This window comes from Intrasporangium sp. (assembly GCF_051961875.1).
GTDB lineage: Bacteria > Actinomycetota > Actinomycetes > Actinomycetales > Dermatophilaceae > Intrasporangium_A.
This window is the reverse complement of sequence record NZ_JBQCCV010000048.1, coordinates 1-17,462: the sequence shown is the minus strand read 5'-3', so window position 1 is coordinate 17,462 and position 17,462 is coordinate 1. Positions and strand designations below refer to the sequence as shown.

The window sequence follows — 17,462 nt, the reverse complement described above, 5'->3', positions numbered from 1 at the left end:
TGACCTCGTCGAGATGCGTGCACCGATCGCTCATCAGACGCGCGCCCCGAGCGTTGCGAGACGCTGATGGGCGAACTGTACGGCCATCGATCCCTCACCGACCGCCGCAGCGCACCGCTTCGTCGAGCCCGAGCGCACGTCGCCGGCCGCGAAGATCCCCGGCACGCTCGTCTCGAGCAGGAAGGGGTCCCGGTCGAGCGGCCAGGCTCGGCCGTGCTGCGTGGCCAGGTCCGGTCCCGTGAGGATGAAGCCGCGCTCGTCGCACGCGACCACCCCGTCGAGCCATTCGGTCCGGGGCCGGGCCCCGATGAAGACGAACAGCGCCGTCGCCGGCTCCTTGCGGCACTCCCCGTCGACACGGTCGAGGATGACCAGCTCCTCGAGGTGGGCCTCACCCGTCACCTCCGTGACGCTCGTACCGAGCCGCACGTCGATGTTCGGAGTCCGCTCGATCTGGTCGACCAGGTAGTGCGACATCCCGGCGGCCAGGCTGGTGCCCCGCACGAGCATCGTCACGCTGCGCGCCACGGCCGAGAAGTGCAGCGCGGCCTGCCCCGCCGAGTTGGCGCCCCCCACGACGAAGACGTCCTCGCCGGCAATCGACGAGACCTCTGACAGGCCGGCGCCGTAGTAGACCCCGCGCCCGACCAGTGCCTCGAGGCCCGGCACATCCATCCGTAGATAGGAGACCCCGGTGGCCAGCACGATCGAGTGGGCACCGAGCTCGCTGCCGTCCGTGAGGGTCACCCCCAGCGATCCCGGGGTCGCGCGGAGCGAGGCGACCTCCTGCGTCAGCAGCATCTCGACGCCGAAGCGCCTGGCCTGCGTCGTCGCCCGACGCGCCAGGTCGCCTCCCGACAGTCCGGCCGGGAAGCCGAGGTAGTTCTCGATGCGGGAACTCATCCCCGCCTGGCCGCCCGTGGCCTCGCGCTCGATGAGGACCGTGCGCAGTCCCTCGGAGGCGCCGTACACGGCCGCGGCGAGGCCGGCGGGACCGCCGCCGATGATGAGCAGGTCGCAGAGCGGCACCTCGGCATGCCCACGCAGCCCGAGGGTCTCGGCGATCTCCTCGACGGTCGGCTGCCGGAGCACCCGGCCGTCGGGAAAGAGGAGGACGGGGCACTCCGCCTCCTCGCCGACGAGTGCCAGCAGCTCGGCCGCGCGGGGGTCCGTCGAGAGGTCGAACCACTGGTAGGGCACCTGGTTGCGGGCCAGGAAGTCTCGAACGCCGTGTGACTGCGCCGACCAGCGGTGGCCGATGACCCGCACGCCCTCGAAGGAGGGATGGTGTCCGGCGAGCCAGTCGTCGAGCAGGTCGTCGAGGACCGGGTAGAGCCGCTGCTCGGGTGGGTCCCAGGGCTTGATGAGGTAATAGTCGAGCTGGACCTCGTTGATGGCTTTGATGGCCGCCTCGGTGTCGGCATATGCCGTCAACAAGACCCTTTTTGCGTCGGGAAACAATTCCTTCGCCCGGGACAAGAGCTCCACTCCGGACATTTCCGGCATTCTCTGGTCGACGAGCATGAGGGCGACCGCGTCGTCGGCGAGCCTGACCTGACGTAGCACCTCGAGGGCCCGCGCCCCCGAATCTGCCCTGATGACGCGGAACTTCTCGCCGAACCCCTGCCGCACGTCGTGCCCGACTGCCTGCAGGACCTCGGCGTCGTCGTCCACCGCGAGAATGATGGGCTTCGCCATGGCCACGTCTCTCCGACCGGTGTCCCGATCACCCCGGCAATTGCTGGTCCCGCTCCCTTCGCGATCCTATCCTTGAACCGGATCGGACTCACCGCTTCCTGTGGTCCATTCGTGATCGCGGCACCCCTCCGCGTGGAGGACACCATGTCCGAGCAGAGCCAGACCGAGGCCCACCTCCAGCTCGCCGAGAGCGAGCAACGCTATCGGGCGGCCATCGACAACGCGCACGACATGATCCAGAGCGTGCGCCCTGACGGGACCTTCGAGTTCGTCAACAAGTCATGGCTCGACACCCTCGGCTACAGCGCAGACGAGGTGCCCGCGCTCGACATCTGGGACATCATCCACGACAGCTCCCGGGAGCATTGCCAGCTCTATTTCAGCAAGGCCCTGGGCGGCGAGTCGATCCCCTACATGGAGGCCGTCTTCCGGACGCGAGGCGGCGACCCAGTCCCGGTCGAGGGAAGCGTCACGAACCGCTACCTGGGCGACACGATCATCGCGACCCACGGGTTCTTCCGGAACATCACTGAGCGGCTGCACGCCGAGGAGCTGGAGCGCCAGAACGCAGCCCTGGTCCGCGATGAGCAGGCTCGCTATCTCGAGAAGATGGCGGCCCTCGGCAAGCTCTCTGCTGGCCTCGCCCACGAGCTGAACAACCCGGCCGCTGCCGTCGGTCGAGCGAGCGCGCGCCTGACGGCAGCCCTCGCCAACCGCGATGATGCGCTGAACACCCTTGTCTCGCAAGGAATCAGCAAGCAACAGTGCCGCCGACTGACCGGTCTTGCTGCGGCACCGGCACCCGGGCCCGAGGAGCAGCTCGGCCCGCTAGAGCGTGACCGCCGCGAGTCCGAGATCGAGGAGGTGCTCGATGAGCTCGGCGTGCCCCAGGGCTGGTCGCTCGCCGCAGGCCTCGCCCAGGCCGGGCAGACAGGGACTTCGATCCGCGAGCTCGCCACACAGGTGCCGCAGGGCGACCTCGCACCGACGCTCCGCTGGGTCGATGCGACGAATGCGACGAAGGAGTCCGTCGAGATCCTGACCCGCAGCAGCCGGCGGATCACCGAGCTCGTCCAGGCGATCAAGGGCTATACCCACATGGACCGGGCCGCGGAGCAGCAGGTCGACCTGCACGACGGCATCGAGAGCACCCTGACGATCCTCAACCACGCGCTCCGGGACGTCACGGTCACGCGCGACTTCGACCGGTCCATCCCGGCGATCCGGGTGCACGGCAACACGCTGAACCAGGTCTGGACGAACGTCCTCGACAACGCCGCGGACGCGACGGGCGGCTCCGGCGCCATCGCGATCCGGACCCGGCGGGAGGATGACTGCGCGGTCGTCGAGATCGAGGACGACGGCGCAGGCATCGCGGAAGCCGACCTGCACCGGATCTTCGAGCCGTTCTTCACGACCAAGCCGCAGGGCGTCGGCACCGGTCTGGGCCTCGACACTGCTTGGCGCATCGTGACCGAGGAACACGGCGGCACGATCACCGTCGAGTCCCGGCCCGGCCGCACGCTCTTCCGGGTGACGCTTCCGCTCGACCAGCGCCGCTGACCGTCGCCGTCGGTCACCGTCTCACGACGAGGACCGGGACGGTCGCATGCTGGATGACGTACCGGCTCACCGAGCCGAGCAGGAGGCGCTGGAAGCCGCCGAGGCCGCGGCTGCCGACGACGAGCAGACCGGCCTTCTTCGACGTGTCGACGAGGGCCCGCGCCGGGTGCTCCTCGAAGACGAGAGTCTCCACGGGGAGGTCCTCCTGGAGCGACTTGGCCCGGGCCGCGGCCTTGGTCACCGACTCCCGGGCGGCCTCGACGAAGAACTCGGTGCTCTGGTCGACCATGGTGCTCCCAGCCAGGGTCCCCGACCACCCGGTCGCCGTCGACAGGAACCAGGTCTGGACGATCTCGAGCGGCGCACCCCACCGGTGCGCCTCCTCGGCGGCGCGCTCCACCGCCGTAAGGGCCGCGTCGGAGCCGTCCACGCCGACCATGACGGGGTGCCGCGGCCCGGGGACGACGACCTTGCCGTCCGGGACGACGGCCACGTTGCACTTGGCATGAGTGACGACCCCGTAGACGACGGATCCGATGAAGCCTTGGCCGAGCCGCGAGCGGCTCGGGTGGCCGACAACGACCAGGTCCGCGGACCCGGACTCCTCGACCAAGGCGTTGGCGGCGTTGTCGGCGTGGCCGATCACGGTGACATCCGACTCCCCGAGGACCTTGAGGGCGCGGTTCTTCCCGTCGGTCGCCACGTCATGGGCGAGCTGCTGCGGGTCGAACGGGGCCGCGGCGCCGATGCCCATCCCGCTGTAGGGCCACGGGACCGCGGCGAGGACGCGCAGCCCGACCCCGCACTGCCTGGCCAGGGCCGCAGCCCAGTCCACGGCGGACTCGGCGGCCGGTGACCCGTCGAAACCGACGATGATGGGGTGGCTGCTGGGAACCGTCTCCATGACTCCTCCTTGCTCGCATCGCTGTGCGCGCCTCCGCCACCCCCATCGTCTCAGGCGGGACGCTCCATGGCGCGGTGATCAAGGTCGCGCATGATGACGAGCGGTGACCGACGCCCGTATGCCGTGTCCGAGGCCCCTCCTCGCCCGGGACGGCGCTGCGCGCCCGCCCGCCCGGGACGGCGCTGCGCGCCCTCGAGTGAGCTGGCCGTCCCATCCGTCACATGGGCGAGCGGGTGAGCCGGCGCCACAGCCAGCCCGAGGGGACGAAGCGCCCCTCGACCACGTACGCCGCGGTCGGGCCATGGCCGAGCGTCGCGTCCAGGGTGCGTCGGGTGGGCCTCTGTGCGGCGATCAGCAGCCGGTCACCCGGACGCAGGACCTCGTCACGACCCGGTCCGGGCAGGCTCTCGCCATTGCGGACGACGGCGAGGGCGACGGCGCGGAGCGACCGGTCCCGGTCGACCGGGCTGCGCATCAGGTCCCCGAGGGTGAGGGTGCCGGCCGCGAGCCAGGAGGCCAGGGCCGGGGCCGACTCGTCGTCGAGGTCGACGAGCCACAGCTCCGGTGTCTCGGTGCCGCACTGCTCGACGAGCCGACGCACCATCTCGGAGCACCACTCGTCGCCCTTCCGCGGGACGGCCGGCAGGAACGCCATGAGGCCGGGGTTCGCGAGGCGGGCCATCACCTCCCGCCCGGCGACCTCGGCGGCGGTCATCCCGAAGTCGACGTCGAGCGCGTCGAAGAGGGGCACGTTGGAGGCGCGGTGCTCGAGTGCGACGGTGAACAGCTCGCGGTTGACGCCGGCGGCAGCGTCGAGGAGCCAGAGGTTCGTCGTGTCGTCGTCGGCAGCGGCCACGAACGCGACGGCCGACTCGAGGTGCGCCTCGTGCAGCTCCTCGACCTCCGCCGCAATCGACGGGGCTCCCTCCGTGGACGGCGCACCCTCCGCCGGGGCGTCACCGTCCGAGGAGGGGTCACGTTCCGTCTCGTCCGCCGCCCCCGCCGCATCGGCGCGGGACCGTTCGAGCCGGGCCAGCGCGGAGGCGCCGCCGAGCACCCGCGTCACGGATACGCCCTCGGCCCGCAGGTCCCGCACCATCTCCTCCGCGAAGCGGCCCTGTCCGCACACCACCCATCGCCCGCGGGGCACGGGTGGACGGACGGGCGGCAGCTCGGTCCCCGGGGGGCTCGTCAGCCAGGTCATCAGCTGGTATGCCGCGGGCGACCTCGCGAGGATGCGCAGGTGGTTGCCGAAGCGGTCGAGCGGGTTCACCACGAACCACGCGTCGAACGACCGCATCCGCTCGGCCATCTCCCGGGTCGAGGTCAACGCGATGACGGGCAGACCCGGCCGGAGCAGCGCGGTCGTCATCGTGACGTCGAGGTTCGTCTGGTCGTCGCCCGTCATGGCGAGCACACCTTCGCACCGCGGATGGGCCAGCCCTGCCAGGACGAGGTTGCGCGTCTCCCGGGCATCGCCGTACAGCGCCGGCGTATCAGCCCGGTAGTCGTCGAGGTCCACCGACGACGTGCGGCCCTCGCTCTCGTCGATGATGACGAACCGGCGGCCGAGGTCGTCGAGGGCCCTCGCGATCCTTCGGGTCGTGGTGCCGTAGCCGACGAGGATGTGGAACGGCTCGGGCAGGTGGGACACCTTCCGGGACACGTGCCGACGGGCGAGCGTGCGGCGGAAGGAGCGGTCCTGGGTGAGCGCCAGCAGCGAGCCGATGCCGTAGGCCCACCCGACGACGGACATGTAGATGACGGCCGTGACCCAGAGCCGCTGCGCGACGCTGAACTCGAACGGCGTCTCCCCGAAGCCGATCGTCGTCGCGGTGTAGCTGACGACATAGAACGCGTCGAACAGGCTCATCCGCACGACGGTGCCGTCGGGCTCGGTCTTGGGGATCAGGGTCAGGCCGACGACGCTGACCGCGAAGATGAGGATGATCGCGATGAGCGGGTAGCGCATCCGGCGCAGGAAGAGCAGCAGCCCGCTGGCCGGCTCGGCGGCCTCGTCCCGGCTGAGGGCGAGGGCCTCCGGAGTGATGCGGCCCCTCGTCGTGTGGTCGTCCTCCTCGCGCCTCACGCGGAACCAGGCGAGCAGCAGCGGGTTGCCCACGGGTCGACCTAGCGCCGCTGGAAGGAGACCGTCTCGATGACCAGCAGCACGACGGACACGACGTTGGCGAACAGCGCCCCCGCCGACATCGACACGACGCTGGCCGTCGCCCCGGGCGTGAGCCCGGCCGTGGAGATCTGGGTCGCGTACGTCCAGAGGATCGCCGCGGCGATGAGCTGTAGCGAGGCGACGAGGCTCGTCGCCAGGTGGACCGCGCCGATCTGGGTGCGATCGCCCAGCTTGAGCACGGTCGCCACGACGTTGACGACGACGGCGGCGAACAGCTCGTAGACGTTGTGCGCGGTCGGGTCGCTGAGCGGCCCGGTGAAGAACCCGAAGTTGAGCGTGGCGGCGAGCAGGACGAAGAAGCCGAAGATCACCTTCTCCAAGTTCATGCGCGCTCCATCGCCGGGTGCTGTGTTGCTACCCATGTGACGGGTGCGCTGAACCGCTCACTCGACGGCCCCCGTCAGACGGCGCGGATGCCCTGCTGGTGCAGGACGGCGCGCGCCCGGCCCCAGGCGCGCTCGTCCGAGAAGGCGGACCACCTGTCCCAGAGGTGGAGGTCGCGCACGGTGTCGTTGAAGCGGCGGAAGGCGCCGCGTCCGCGGATCGCCACCGACAGGATCGTCTCGTGCTCACCGGCCTGGGCGGCGAAGTCGGCCATGTCCTGCCACTCGCTGTCGCTGTCGTGGTCGATGTAGAGCCACAGGTCGTCGTCCTGGCTGCCTTCCGCGTCGTCTTCGGACGCGTCGCCCCAGTAGCGGGAGCCGTGCCGGAGGAACGCATGGATCGCCTCGCCGGTGTCGAGATGCAGATAGCCGCCGGGCTCGTCGCCGGCGTTGCGCATCACGTCGACGAGATCCTCGAAGTCGACGGCCAGGGTCCGCCCGCGCCGCTCGGTCCGGGTCAGGAGCGCGGTGATCTCCGAGGCGAGGATCTCGTCGCCGGTCCAGCCCCGTTGCACCAGGCCGGTCCGGATCTGCTCGAGGGGCACCGCGATCCGCTTGCGGAGCGACTTGTTCGCACGGTAGGCGCGCATCAGGGCCGTGCCGGCCTGCTGCAGGGCCAGGGACAGGTCCTTGTCGGAGACGGCCTCGAGGAGCGCCTCGGCGCCGTCCTTCGCGGCGACCCGGATCTCGGCACTGCCGACGGACGTCAGGGGCGTGGCCCGGAACGGCATCTCTCGGCCGGTCCGGCCGTCCTGGTCGGGCAGGGTCCCCCAGCCGACGAGAGGGACGGGGATCGGGGACAGGCCCGTCGTGTCCGACGGGTCGAGCGCCTCCTCGACGAAGCAGTCGTGGGTCCAGCCGCGGTCCGAGTCGAAGACGTAGATGAAGCGCTCGCCGGCGGCGAGGATGTCGGCCAGGACGAGGTCGGGCGACAGGTGCCGGTCCCGGCGCCGTTGTGTCTGGCGCCCCATGGTCTGACGGGTGAAGGACCGGTCGCGCATGGTGTCCCACCGTCCGAAGGCGATGTCGACGGCGAGCCCGAACTGGTCGAAGGTGGCTGACGGGGGCACGACCATGACCCGCCCGGGGGACGGGACGAGGGCCCGCCCGTCACCGGCGGTCAGGTCGACCTGGATCCGCAACCACTGTTCTGCCACTCGCCCAACTCTGCCAGCATCCGCCGGGAGTCCGGGACACGACGTCTCGCCGCCGCCTCGCCGGAGCATGCGGCCTCGTGCTCGGCAGCGTCTTCGGTGCCGCCCCGCTCAGGGAGGGTTACTGTCCAGTCATGCAGAGCGGCACCTTCACGATCGCGGCCCCCGACGGCACGAACCTGCACGTCAACCGATGGCTGCCCGACGGCTCGCCCAAGGCGGTCGTGCAGATCGCCCACGGGATGGCGGAGCACTCCGAGCGCTACGCCCGCTTCGCCGAGCAGCTCACGGCGTGCGGCTATGCGGTATACGCGCAGGACCACCGGGGGCACGGCAGCACCGCGGGCACACCCGAGGACGAGGGCTACTTCGCCGACTCCGGTGGCTTCAGCACGGTGGTCGACGACCTGCACCTGGTCACCATCCGCGCGAAGGCAGAGCAGCCCGGGCTGCCCTGCTTCCTTCTCGGGCACAGCATGGGCTCGTTCCTCGCCCGCTCGTACGCCGCCCGGTTCGGTGACGAGCTCGACGGGCTCATCCTCTCGGGCACGGGCGGTGACCCGGGTCTGCTCGGCAAGGTCGGCCAGCTCCTCGCCACGGTCGAGGGCCGGGTGCGGGGTCGCCGCCACAAGAGCGCGCTGCTCAACACGCTCACCTTCGGGCAGTACAACAAGCCCTTCCGGCCGGCCCGGACGGAGTTCGACTGGCTCTCCCGGGACGAGGCGGAGGTGGACAAGTACATCGCGGACACCCGGTGCGGCAACGTCTTCACGAGTGGGTTCTATGCGGACCTGCTCGGCGGCATCGCGGAGATCAGTTCCGACGCCACGGTCTCCCGAGTGCCCAAGGACCTTCCGATCCACCTCGTGTCCGGCTCGATGGACCCGGTCGGTGACCGGACCAAGGGCGTGCAGGAGGTGGCGAGCCAGTACCGCCGGCTCGGCGTCGCTGACGTCACGACGAAGTTCTGGCCCGACGCCCGGCATGAGGTGCTCAACGAGACGAACCGGGACGAGGTGTCGGCCGAGCTCATCGCCTGGCTCGACGCCCACCTGCCCTCCGTGTCCGACCGCCCGGCCTGATCGAGGCGACTTCTCGCCGGGTCGAGGCGGTGGGTCACGGCCGGGTCGGAGAAAAGGTGGTACGGCGTTGTAACGCCGGCCGGGGTGACGCGATGTAGGTGTCGAACGAGGCGCCTCTCGGACCCCCGAGCGAGAGGCGCTTCGTTCGCACCTCCCAGGTCCCGGTTTGAGGCGGTCGTGCTCGAACCGAGCGCTCGACCGCCTCGAGCCGGGATCACGAACCGTCTGCCCGGGCCGCCTTGAGCCAAGCGGCGATGAACCCGGCCTGGACGAGTGCATCGATGAGGTACGTCTTCGCGATCCGGCCCCGGACGGCATACGTGCAGTCGACGGTGAGCAAGGTCGCCGCCGTCATGACACTCAGCCGACGAACCGTCGGCACGGCGGCGCGGTCCGCGCCGACCTGGACGGCCCCCGTGCTGAGGAGCAGCCCGGACACCGTCTTGACGAGCCAGCGGTCGACCTTGGGCCCGAGGAGCGCCTCGAAGCTGCGCATGCTGACCAACGCCCACGCGCCGGTCAGGATGTTGTAGCTCCCCTGCGCCCGGGCCACGGTCAGCGCGGCGCGAGCCCCGTTGTCGGTCATGGCCAGACGGTGCCCCGGCGACGCCGGACCGAAACCCGATGTGCTGGTCGCGGGTGCAGGTGCCTCCGACTTTCGAGCCGGGGTCCGATTGTCGGTGGTGGGCCAGCCGCGTGGCGGCCGGTCCGCGTCAGGGAGTAGAAACAGGGGGTACTGACCATCTCGTGACGGAGACACTGGCATGACGCGCACCCCCCAACAGCCCGGCGGACCCAACCTGGACCGTCGCTCGGTCCTGACCCTCGGCGGACTCGCCGCCATGACGGGCGTGCTCGCGGCGTGCGGCGGCAACACGGGGCGCGAGCCCTCCACCAGCGCGTCGGGCGGCGCTGGCGGCTCGAAGCCGACGCTCCAGCAGTGGTACCACCAGTACGGCGAGACGGGCACCCAGCAGGCCGTCGAGCGCTATGCCGCCGCGTACCCGAACGCCAAGGTCGTCGTCACGTGGAAGCCGGGCGACTACGACCAGTCCACGGCCGCCTCGCTGCTCACCAACGCGGGCCCCGACGTGTTCGAGTACGGCAACGGGCCCACCATCGACATGATCAAGGGCGGCCAGGTCGTCGACATGACCGACCTGTTCGGCGACGCCAAGGGCGACTTCAACGACTCGATCCTGAAGCGGATGACCTACCAGGACAAGATCTGGGCCATCCCGCAGGTGATCGACATGCAGCTGCTCGTCTACCGGAAGTCGATGCTGGACAAGGCTGGCCTCCAGCCGCCGCAGACGATCGACGAGCTCATCGACGCCGCGAAGAAGCTCACCAACGGCAACGTCAAGGGCCTCTTCCTCGGCAACGCCGGCGGCGCGGACCTCATGGGCGGGCCGATGCTGTGGTCGGCGGGTCTCGACTACCTCACCGAGGACAACAAGTTCGGCTTCGACGACCCGCGCGCGGCCACGGCGCTCGGCAAGCTCCGCGAGATGTGGGACGCCAAGGTCCTCCTCCTCGGCGCGCCCAAGGACTGGTTCGACCCGTCGGCCCTCGTGAACGGCCTGACCGCGATGCAGTTCACCGGCCTCTGGACCTTCCCCGACATCAAGAAGGGCCTGGGCGACGACTTCGGCGTCATGGCGTGGCCCAAGCTCGATGCCCAGGGCAAGGACTCCGTCCCGGTCGGCGCCTACGGCTCGTGCGTCAGCGCGAGGAGCACGAACACCGACGCCGCGAAGGCGTTCGCGAAGTGGCTCTGGATCGACCAGACGAAGGACCAGCTCGACTTCGCGACCTCGTACGGCTTCCACATCCCGTCCCGCAAGAGCCTCATCCCGCAGGCCGAGTCGCTCAAGACCGGCCAGGCCGCCGACGCCGCGCGCCTCGCCACCGAGGTCGGCCACGCCCAGTCGCCGCTCCTCTGGACCCCCAAGGCCAGCACCGCCTTCGGCGACGCCATGAACCGGATCGTCAAGGAGGGCGCCGACCCGAAGGCGCAGATCGCCCAGGTCAAGGCGGTCGCGGACGCCGAACTCAAGCGAGTGCTCAGCTGAGCGTAGGAGCAGAAGCCGGCTCAGCGTCATACCCCCGGAAAGGTATGACGCTGAGCGCGCGGTTGCGTGGGCGGCAGGACCGCAACCTCTGGTTCTGGGTCTTCGTCGGGCCGTTCGTCATCGGGCTCGTCGTCTTCGTCTACGTCCCGATCATCTGGTCGATCTACCTGTCGTTCTTCAACAGCTACAACACTGTCACCCCCACGGAGTTCGTCGGGTTCAGCAACTACCTCGACATGCTTCGCGACCCGGCCTTCCGCGACAGCCTGTGGACGTTCGCCGTCTTCGCGGTCTTCATCGTCCCGGTGACGTTCGTCCTGTCGCTGGCGATCGCGCTGCTCGTCGCCCGGACGCGGGTCATGCAGGCGTTCTTCCGGTCGGTGTTCTTCCTGCCGACGGCGTGCTCGTACGTGGTCGCCTCGCTGATCTGGAAGATGTCGATCTTCTCGGGCGTGCGGTCAGGGCTCGCGAACTACGTCCTCGGCTGGTTCGGCCTCGACTCGATCCCGTGGCTCTCGATCGCCCAGCCGCCGTGGTACTGGCTCGTCCTCGTGACGGCGCGGCTCTGGCTGCAGCTCGGGTTCTACATGATCCTGTTCCTCGCCGGGATCCAGCGGATCAACCCGAACCTCTACGAGGCGGCCGCGATCGACGGTGCCGAGGGGTGGAAGGTGCTGCGCCACATCACCCTGCCGCAGCTGCGGGCGACGTCGACGGCGGTGCTGCTCCTGCTGCTCATCAACGCGTTCCAGGCGTTCGACGAGTTCTACAACATCCTGTCGTCGTTCGGCTCCTACCCGCCCTATGCCAGGCCGCCGCTCGTCTACCTCTACTACACGGCGCTCGGGTCGGGGCAGGACTTCGGGCACGGGTCGGCCGGCGCCGTCATCCTGACCCTGATCATCCTCATCGTGGCCCTGGCGCAGGGCCGGTTCCTGCGGCTCGGTGGGAGGGGTGACTGATGGCCATCGTCAGGAGCCGCCGGGCGAGCGGCATCGCGGCACTGGGGCGCTACTCGGCCCTCGCGGTCGGCGCGGTGCTCTTCCTCATCCCCTTCTACCTGCTGCTGCGCAGCGCCCTCATGCGCGAGCAGGACCTCGGGTCACCGGACTTCCACTGGCTGCCGCCCGTGTGGGAGACCGACAACCTCACCGGGCTCTTCGCCAACCCGGCGATCCCGATGGCGCGCAGCATGCTCAACTCGGCGATCATCGCCGTCGTGCAGACGGGCGGCGTGCTGCTCGTCTCGGGACTGGCCGGCTACGGGCTCGCGCGGATCCCCTACCGCTGGTCCAACGCCGTCTTCTACGGCATCACGGCCACGCTGCTCATCCCGGCCGCGGTCACGTTCGTGCCGAGCTTCGTGCTCGTGTCGACACTCGGCTGGATCTCGACGCTGCGGGGCCTGATCATCCCGGGCCCGTTCCAGGCGCTCGCGACGTTCCTGTTCCGGCAGTTCTTCCTCGGCTTCCCCAAGGAGATCGAGGAGGCGGCGTTCATGGACGGCCTCGGCTGGTGGGGGACGTTCTGGCGGATCGTCGTGCCGAACTCGCGGGGCTTCGCCGCCGCGATCGGGACGATCACCTTCATCGGGTCGTGGAACGCCTTCCTCTGGCCTCTCGTGATCGGCCGCGACCAGTCCTCGTGGACGGTCCAGATCGCACTGTCCACGTTCCTGACCGCGCAGTCGGTGCAGGTGAGCCAGCTGTTCATGGCGGCCCTGGTGGCGATCTTCCCGCTGCTGCTGATGTTCCTGTTCCTCCAGCGCTGGATCGTGGAGGGCGTAGAGCGGACCGGCATCGCCGGCGACTGAGCCAAGGCGTGAGGACACGAGCGAGGAACGAGCGAGGCCCGGAGCGCCGATTCGGGTCAGGTGGGGAGGTCGGCGCGGCGGGCGATCGTCGCCGTCGCACGCCGGCACGCCGTGATCGGCACGTGCGGCGCGATCTCCTCGAGGAACGCATACCGCCGCCGCAGCGACCGGTGGTAGCTGTCGGTCGACCGGTCCGCGAGCAGGGCGTGCCACCAGTCGACGACGTCGCCCCAGCCGGGCGCGGCGAGCGACCCGCCGAACTGCTGCAACGCCAGCGCCGAGCAGAGGGCGGCAAAAGCCATCCGGTCCGCGAGCGGCCATTCCGCAAGCGTGCCGAGCACCATGGCCGCGGCGAAGACGTCGCCCGACCCGGTCGGGTCGAGCCCCTCGACGCGAAGCGCGGGCACGTTGGCCTCCTCGCCCGTCGCCGAGTCGATGCCGATCGCTCCTTGGGCGCCGTTCGTCACGATGGCGAGCGGCACCCGGTCCGCGATCCGGTAGAGCGCGTCGTGCACCGTCGGCGCCGCGGTGTAGGCCATCGCCTCGGCCGCGTTCGGCATGAACGCGTGGCAGTGTTCGAGCTTGTCGAGCACTGTCGGTGCCCACTCCTCCTTCGGGTCCCAGCCCACGTCGGCGAAGCAGAGCGCGCCCTGCTGCCGGGCGACCGAGACCCAGCCGGAGCCCTCGCCGGTCAGGCACGCGTCGTCCGCGAGGTCGACGAAAACCGCTCTCGCTCGGGGCGGATCACCGATCAGCTCCGACGTGGGCACCGGGGCGGCATGGCCGTGCGAGACCATGCTCCGGTCCCCCGAGAAGGACATCGAGATCGTCACCGGCGAGTGCCAGTCTGGAAAGCGTCGTGAGCTCCGCAGGTCGATGCCCTCCTGCTGCTCCAGGGTGCGCCAGCAGAAGTCGCCGTAGTCGTCGTCACTGAAGGCCGCGGCCAGCGAGGTCCGCAGCCCGAGCCGCCGGGCAGCCACCGCGAGGTTCGCGATGCCGCCCGGGCACGACGCCATCCCCTCGGCCCACACCTCCGTGCCCGGGACCGGCGCTGGCATCCCTGCGAAGATCATGTCGAGGAACACCGTGCCGTGCACGAAGACGTCGAACTCGGGCGCTCCGGCGGTCCGCAGCGCCGCCAGCGGGTCATAGGCGTGCTGCGGCATCACCCCCATCATCCCTTGGTAGCGTCGCCGACGTGGCAGGTATTCGCCTGACGGTCCTCGGCGGCGGCGGTTTCCGCGTCCCGCTCGTGTATGGCGCTGTGCTGGCCGACCGCTCGGAGCGTCGCGTGACGCATGTGGTGCTGTACGACACGGACGAGGCCCGGCTGCACGCGATCGGTCACGTCCTCGCGGCGCAGGCGGAGCGGCATACCTCTGGGGGGCCGGCGCGCCCTGCGCCCGAGGTCACCATGACCACGGACCTCGACGAGGCGCTGGAGGGCGCGGACTTCGTCTTCTCGGCGATCAGGGTGGGCGGCCTCGAGGGGCGGACGGCCGACGAGCGGGTCGCGCTCGAGCTCGGGCTGCTCGGGCAGGAGACGACCGGGGCAGGGGGAATCGCGTACGGCCTGCGGACGATTCCCGTCGCCGTCGACATCGCGGAGCGCGTCAAGCGCCTCGCTCCCGACGCGTGGGTCATCAACTTCACGAACCCGGCCGGCATGGTCACCCAGGCGATGCAGCGCGTCCTCGGCAACCGGGTCGTCGGCATCTGCGACTCCGCCCTCGGCGTCGCCAAGCGTGCGGCGGCGGCCCTCGGGCACGACCTCGGCGGCGCCGAGATCGACTACGCCGGCCTCAACCACCTCGGCTGGCTCCAGGCCCTCCGGATCGAAGGCCGCGACGTCCTGCCCGACCTGCTCGCCGACCCCGCGCGGCTCGGCTCGACCGAGGAGGGACACCTCTTCGGGACCGACTGGCTGCAGACGCTCGGCGTGCTGCCGAACGAGTACCTCTACTACTACTACTTCACCCGCGATGCGATCGCCGCCATCGGAGGCGGCGGCCAGACGCGGGGCGAGTTCCTCGTTGGCCAGCAGGCGAACTTCTATGCGGCCGTGGCGGATTCGCCGTCCGGCGCCTGGACCACGTGGGACCGGGTCAAGCGGGAACGCAACGCGACGTACATGCAGGAGAACCGGGCCGAGGACGAGCCGCGTTCGGAGGAGGACATGAAGAGCGGCGGGTACGAGGGGGTCGCGCTCGCCCTGATGGCCGCCATCGCCCGCGACGAGTCGGCGACGCTCATCCTCAACGTCGCCAACGCCGGCACGCTGCCCGGCCTGCCCGTCGACGCCGTCGTCGAGGTGCCGTGCCGGGTGACGGCCGCCGGCCCCCGGCCGCTGCCCGTGTCAGCCCTGCGCGGCGCGGAGCTCGGCCTGACCCTCCAGGTCAAGGCCGTCGAGGAGCTCACGATCCGGGCCGCGCTCGACGGCGACCCCCGCACGGCGGTCGAGGCCTTCGCGCTGCACCCGCTCGTCGACTCGGTCACCGTGGCGCGGCAGCTCCTCGATGGATACCGGGCTCGGATCCCGTTGCTCGACAAGATCTTCCGCCGGAACTGACGCCGCCGGCCCCCGGCTCCGGGGCTCCGTCAGGTGCCGCGGATACCAGGACGCTCCTCGGCGGGACTGTCCAGCTCGGGAGGCTCGGTGTCGCCGACGATCGCGTTGTGCGTGCGGCCCCACGCGACATACTTCGCGCCGAGGTTGACCATGGTGGAGAGCCGGTTGCGGTTCCCCAGCAGGGTCACGATGTGCACGCTGTTCCAAATGACCCACGCGGGGAACCCCTTGAGCCGGGGCAGCCCCTTCACCTCGGCGACGGCGGACGCTCGTCCGATCGTCGCGAGGATGCCCTTGTCCTTGTACTGGAACGGCGGCAGGGTCTCGCCCCTCAGCTCGGCCGCAATGAGGTGCCCGACGTAGCGACCCTCCTGCATGGCGGGCTGGGCCAGCTGCGGCAGTGCCCGGTCGCCCTCGCCGACGGAGATGTCACCGACCGCGTAGATGCCGTCGAACCCCTGCACCCGCTGGTGGTCGTCGACGACGATCCGGTGGCCCCGGCCCTGCGGTACGCCCCACTTCGAGACGACCTCGGGAGCGGTCACCCCGCTGGCCCAGATGACGACGCCCGCGGGGAGGAACTCGCCGTCGTCACCGACGACCACCCCGTCCCCGCGGACCTCGTTGACCTTGGTCGAGAGGCGCAGGTCGACACCGCGCCTGCGGAGGGAGTCAGCGGCATACTCGCGGCTCTCCGGGGCGAACGGGGCGAGCAGGTGTGGCGACATCTCGACGAGCGTGACGTGCACCTTGCGCGGGTCGAGCTCCGGATAGAGCACCGGGAGGTCCTTGTTGCGCAGCTCTGCGAGGGCGCCGGCCGTCTCGACACCGGTGGGGCCGCCACCGACGATGACGACGCGGATGTCGTCGTACTGCCGGTTGACCGACGCCTCCTCGAGGCCCGAGAAGACGGCGTCCCGCAGCGACAGGGCCTCGCTCCGCGTGTAGAGCGGCATCGCGTGCTGCTCGGCCCCCGGGGTCCCGAAGTAGTTGGCTGCGACCCCCGTCGCGATGACGAGCCGGTCGAACTGCACGATCTCACCGCCCGACAGCCTGATCGTCCGGGCGTCGTGGTCGACCTCCTCGCAGCTGCCCTGCACGAACCGGACGTTCTTCTGCTTCGACCGGACGGACCGGAGGAACCACGTGACGTCGCCGGGGTTCAGGGTGCCCGTCGCGACTTGGTAGAGCAGCGGTTGGAAGGTGTTGTACGGATGCCGGTCGACGAGCGTCAGGTCGACGTCGACACTCCGCAGGGCTCTGACGGTCGAGAGCCCACCGAATCCCCCGCCGAGGACAACGACATGTGGTCGAGTTCCCATGACTCCACCATAAGCGCGGGCGACTGGGGGCGCCCGAGCGCGCTGGGCGGGATACCACCTTCGGGTATGCCGTGGTGCGGACCGGAGCGGTCAGCGCCGCCCGCGCCGCGAACGGAGGTAGTCGGAGACGACGTACTCGCCGAGCCGGTCGACCGAGGGGGTGAACACGCGGCCGCCGGCCCGACGGGCGACGGCATCGACGAAGCGGGCGAGGCCCGGGTCCTCGCCGAGCATGAAGACGTTGAGGGCCGCCCCGGCGCGGCGGAGCAGGTCGACCTGGGCCATGGTGGCGCGGACCGTCGCGGGGATCGTCGGCCAGGCGAAGGTCGGCACGCCCCGCGGGTCGAGGTGGGCGGTCGGTTCGCCGTCGGTGACGACGAGCACGAGCGGTTCCGCCTCGGGGTGCCGGCGCAGGTGGCGGCTGGCGAGCATGAGGGCGTGCTCGAGGTTCGTGCCCTGCACCCACTCGGGCTCCGCGTCGGCGAGCTGCACCGGGGTCAGCCGGCGCGCCGCGATGGTGAAGCCGATGATCTCCAGGGCGTCCTGGCGGAACCGGGTCTGGACGAGGTGCGACAGGGCGAGGGCCGTCTGCTTCATCGGCCCCCAGCGGCCCTCGTGGAACATCGAGAACGACATGTCGACGCACAGCGCCACGGCCGCCGAGGTGCGCCGCTCCGTCTCGACGACCTCGAAGTCGTCGACCGACAG

Annotated in this window: 14 protein-coding genes and 1 pseudogene; 6 read left to right on the top strand and 9 right to left on the bottom strand. The window is 70.4% G+C overall.

Features of this window, described 5'->3' with window-relative positions; translation table 11 throughout:
• Window positions 1–33: 33 nt before the first annotated feature.
• The gene (locus ACTHJJ_RS02925) at window positions 34–1,698 is read right to left on the bottom strand and encodes an FAD-dependent oxidoreductase (protein WP_440301437.1); all 1,665 of its coding nucleotides are present in this window, start codon (window positions 1,696–1,698) and stop codon (window positions 34–36) included.
• 144 nt (window positions 1,699–1,842) lie between these two features.
• Between ACTHJJ_RS02925 and ACTHJJ_RS02920 the strand changes: the two genes are divergently transcribed.
• On the top strand, window positions 1,843–3,261 hold the full coding sequence (locus tag ACTHJJ_RS02920) for a two-component system sensor histidine kinase NtrB (protein ID WP_440301436.1): 1,419 nt from the start codon (window positions 1,843–1,845) through the stop codon (window positions 3,259–3,261).
• A 13-nt stretch (window positions 3,262–3,274) separates the two neighbouring features.
• On the opposite strand, the gene ACTHJJ_RS02915 is transcribed toward ACTHJJ_RS02920, so the two are convergent.
• The 4 genes from ACTHJJ_RS02915 to ACTHJJ_RS02900 all read right to left on the bottom strand — a co-directional run bounded on the left by ACTHJJ_RS02915 (window position 3,275) and on the right by ACTHJJ_RS02900 (window position 7,896).
• The gene (locus ACTHJJ_RS02915; protein WP_440301435.1) at window positions 3,275–4,165 is read right to left on the bottom strand and encodes a universal stress protein; all 891 of its coding nucleotides are present in this window, start codon (window positions 4,163–4,165) and stop codon (window positions 3,275–3,277) included.
• A 217-nt stretch (window positions 4,166–4,382) separates the two neighbouring features.
• Window positions 4,383–6,287, bottom strand: a complete 1,905-nt coding sequence (locus ACTHJJ_RS02910; protein WP_440301434.1) for an NAD-binding protein — start codon at window positions 6,285–6,287, stop codon at window positions 4,383–4,385.
• A gap of 8 nt (window positions 6,288–6,295) precedes the next feature.
• A complete protein-coding gene (locus tag ACTHJJ_RS02905) occupies window positions 6,296–6,682 on the bottom strand; it encodes a DUF6394 family protein (protein WP_440301433.1) in 387 nt (128 codons plus the stop codon).
• Window positions 6,683–6,756: 74 nt separating this feature from the next.
• Window positions 6,757–7,896 (bottom strand): hypothetical protein, encoded by a 1,140-nt coding sequence (locus tag ACTHJJ_RS02900; protein WP_440301432.1) that lies wholly within the window; start codon window positions 7,894–7,896, stop codon window positions 6,757–6,759.
• Window positions 7,897–8,027: 131 nt separating this feature from the next.
• On the opposite strand from ACTHJJ_RS02900, the gene ACTHJJ_RS02895 reads away from it, so the two are divergent.
• Entirely contained in the window at window positions 8,028–8,975 is a 948-nt protein-coding gene (locus ACTHJJ_RS02895) for a lysophospholipase (protein ID WP_440301431.1), read from the top strand.
• A 214-nt stretch (window positions 8,976–9,189) separates the two neighbouring features.
• On the opposite strand, the gene ACTHJJ_RS02890 is transcribed toward ACTHJJ_RS02895, so the two are convergent.
• On the bottom strand, window positions 9,190–9,561 hold the full coding sequence (locus tag ACTHJJ_RS02890; protein ID WP_440301430.1) for a hypothetical protein: 372 nt from the start codon (window positions 9,559–9,561) through the stop codon (window positions 9,190–9,192).
• A 178-nt stretch (window positions 9,562–9,739) separates the two neighbouring features.
• Here ACTHJJ_RS02890 and ACTHJJ_RS02885 point away from each other — a divergent pair, with 178 nt between their 5' ends.
• From ACTHJJ_RS02885 to ACTHJJ_RS02875, 3 genes are read left to right on the top strand one after another with little or no spacing between them, the layout of a single operon-like run.
• Complete coding sequence (locus ACTHJJ_RS02885) at window positions 9,740–11,050, top strand: ABC transporter substrate-binding protein (protein WP_440301429.1); 1,311 nt, start codon at window positions 9,740–9,742, stop codon at window positions 11,048–11,050.
• Between the two features lie 44 nt (window positions 11,051–11,094).
• Window positions 11,095–12,012, top strand: coding sequence for a carbohydrate ABC transporter permease (locus ACTHJJ_RS02880; protein ID WP_440301428.1), 918 nt, complete (start codon window positions 11,095–11,097; stop codon window positions 12,010–12,012).
• Entirely contained in the window at window positions 12,012–12,863 is an 852-nt protein-coding gene (locus ACTHJJ_RS02875) for a carbohydrate ABC transporter permease (RefSeq protein WP_440301427.1), read from the top strand. The genes ACTHJJ_RS02880 and ACTHJJ_RS02875 overlap by 1 nt, the downstream gene beginning before the upstream one ends.
• Before the next feature lie 56 nt (window positions 12,864–12,919).
• On the opposite strand, the gene ACTHJJ_RS02870 is transcribed toward ACTHJJ_RS02875, so the two are convergent.
• The gene (locus ACTHJJ_RS02870; protein ID WP_440301426.1) at window positions 12,920–14,038 is read right to left on the bottom strand and encodes a carbohydrate kinase family protein; all 1,119 of its coding nucleotides are present in this window, start codon (window positions 14,036–14,038) and stop codon (window positions 12,920–12,922) included.
• A gap of 32 nt (window positions 14,039–14,070) precedes the next feature.
• Between ACTHJJ_RS02870 and ACTHJJ_RS02865 the strand changes: the two genes are divergently transcribed.
• Window positions 14,071–15,432, top strand: coding sequence for a 6-phospho-beta-glucosidase (locus ACTHJJ_RS02865; protein WP_440301438.1), 1,362 nt, complete (start codon window positions 14,071–14,073; stop codon window positions 15,430–15,432).
• A 29-nt stretch (window positions 15,433–15,461) separates the two neighbouring features.
• Here the strand turns inward: ACTHJJ_RS02865 and ACTHJJ_RS02860 are convergent, their stop codons facing one another.
• Window positions 15,462–16,754 (bottom strand): NAD(P)/FAD-dependent oxidoreductase, encoded by a 1,293-nt coding sequence (locus tag ACTHJJ_RS02860; protein ID WP_440301425.1) that lies wholly within the window; start codon window positions 16,752–16,754, stop codon window positions 15,462–15,464.
• A 90-nt stretch (window positions 16,755–16,844) separates the two neighbouring features.
• Window positions 16,845–17,462, bottom strand: a pseudogene (locus ACTHJJ_RS02855) (hypothetical protein); the annotation flags it as partial.

Bases quoted from the DNA above. Each gene is read 5' to 3' on its own strand.
- ACTHJJ_RS02895 (WP_440301431.1), top strand. From the start codon at position 8,028: ATGCAGAGCGGCACCTTCACGATCGCGGCCCCCGACGGCACGAACCTG.
- ACTHJJ_RS02925 (WP_440301437.1), bottom strand. From the start codon at position 1,698: ATGGCGAAGCCCATCATTCTCGCGGTGGACGACGACGCCGAGGTCCTG.
- ACTHJJ_RS02870 (WP_440301426.1), bottom strand. From the start codon at position 14,038: ATGGGGGTGATGCCGCAGCACGCCTATGACCCGCTGGCGGCGCTGCGG.
- ACTHJJ_RS02915 (WP_440301435.1), bottom strand. From the start codon at position 4,165: ATGGAGACGGTTCCCAGCAGCCACCCCATCATCGTCGGTTTCGACGGG.
- ACTHJJ_RS02880 (WP_440301428.1), top strand. From the start codon at position 11,095: ATGACGCTGAGCGCGCGGTTGCGTGGGCGGCAGGACCGCAACCTCTGG.
- ACTHJJ_RS02890 (WP_440301430.1), bottom strand. From the start codon at position 9,561: ATGACCGACAACGGGGCTCGCGCCGCGCTGACCGTGGCCCGGGCGCAG.
- ACTHJJ_RS02885 (WP_440301429.1), top strand. From the start codon at position 9,740: ATGACGCGCACCCCCCAACAGCCCGGCGGACCCAACCTGGACCGTCGC.
- ACTHJJ_RS02920 (WP_440301436.1), top strand. From the start codon at position 1,843: ATGTCCGAGCAGAGCCAGACCGAGGCCCACCTCCAGCTCGCCGAGAGC.
- ACTHJJ_RS02875 (WP_440301427.1), top strand. From the start codon at position 12,012: ATGGCCATCGTCAGGAGCCGCCGGGCGAGCGGCATCGCGGCACTGGGG.
- ACTHJJ_RS02905 (WP_440301433.1), bottom strand. From the start codon at position 6,682: ATGAACTTGGAGAAGGTGATCTTCGGCTTCTTCGTCCTGCTCGCCGCC.
- ACTHJJ_RS02860 (WP_440301425.1), bottom strand. From the start codon at position 16,754: ATGGGAACTCGACCACATGTCGTTGTCCTCGGCGGGGGATTCGGTGGG.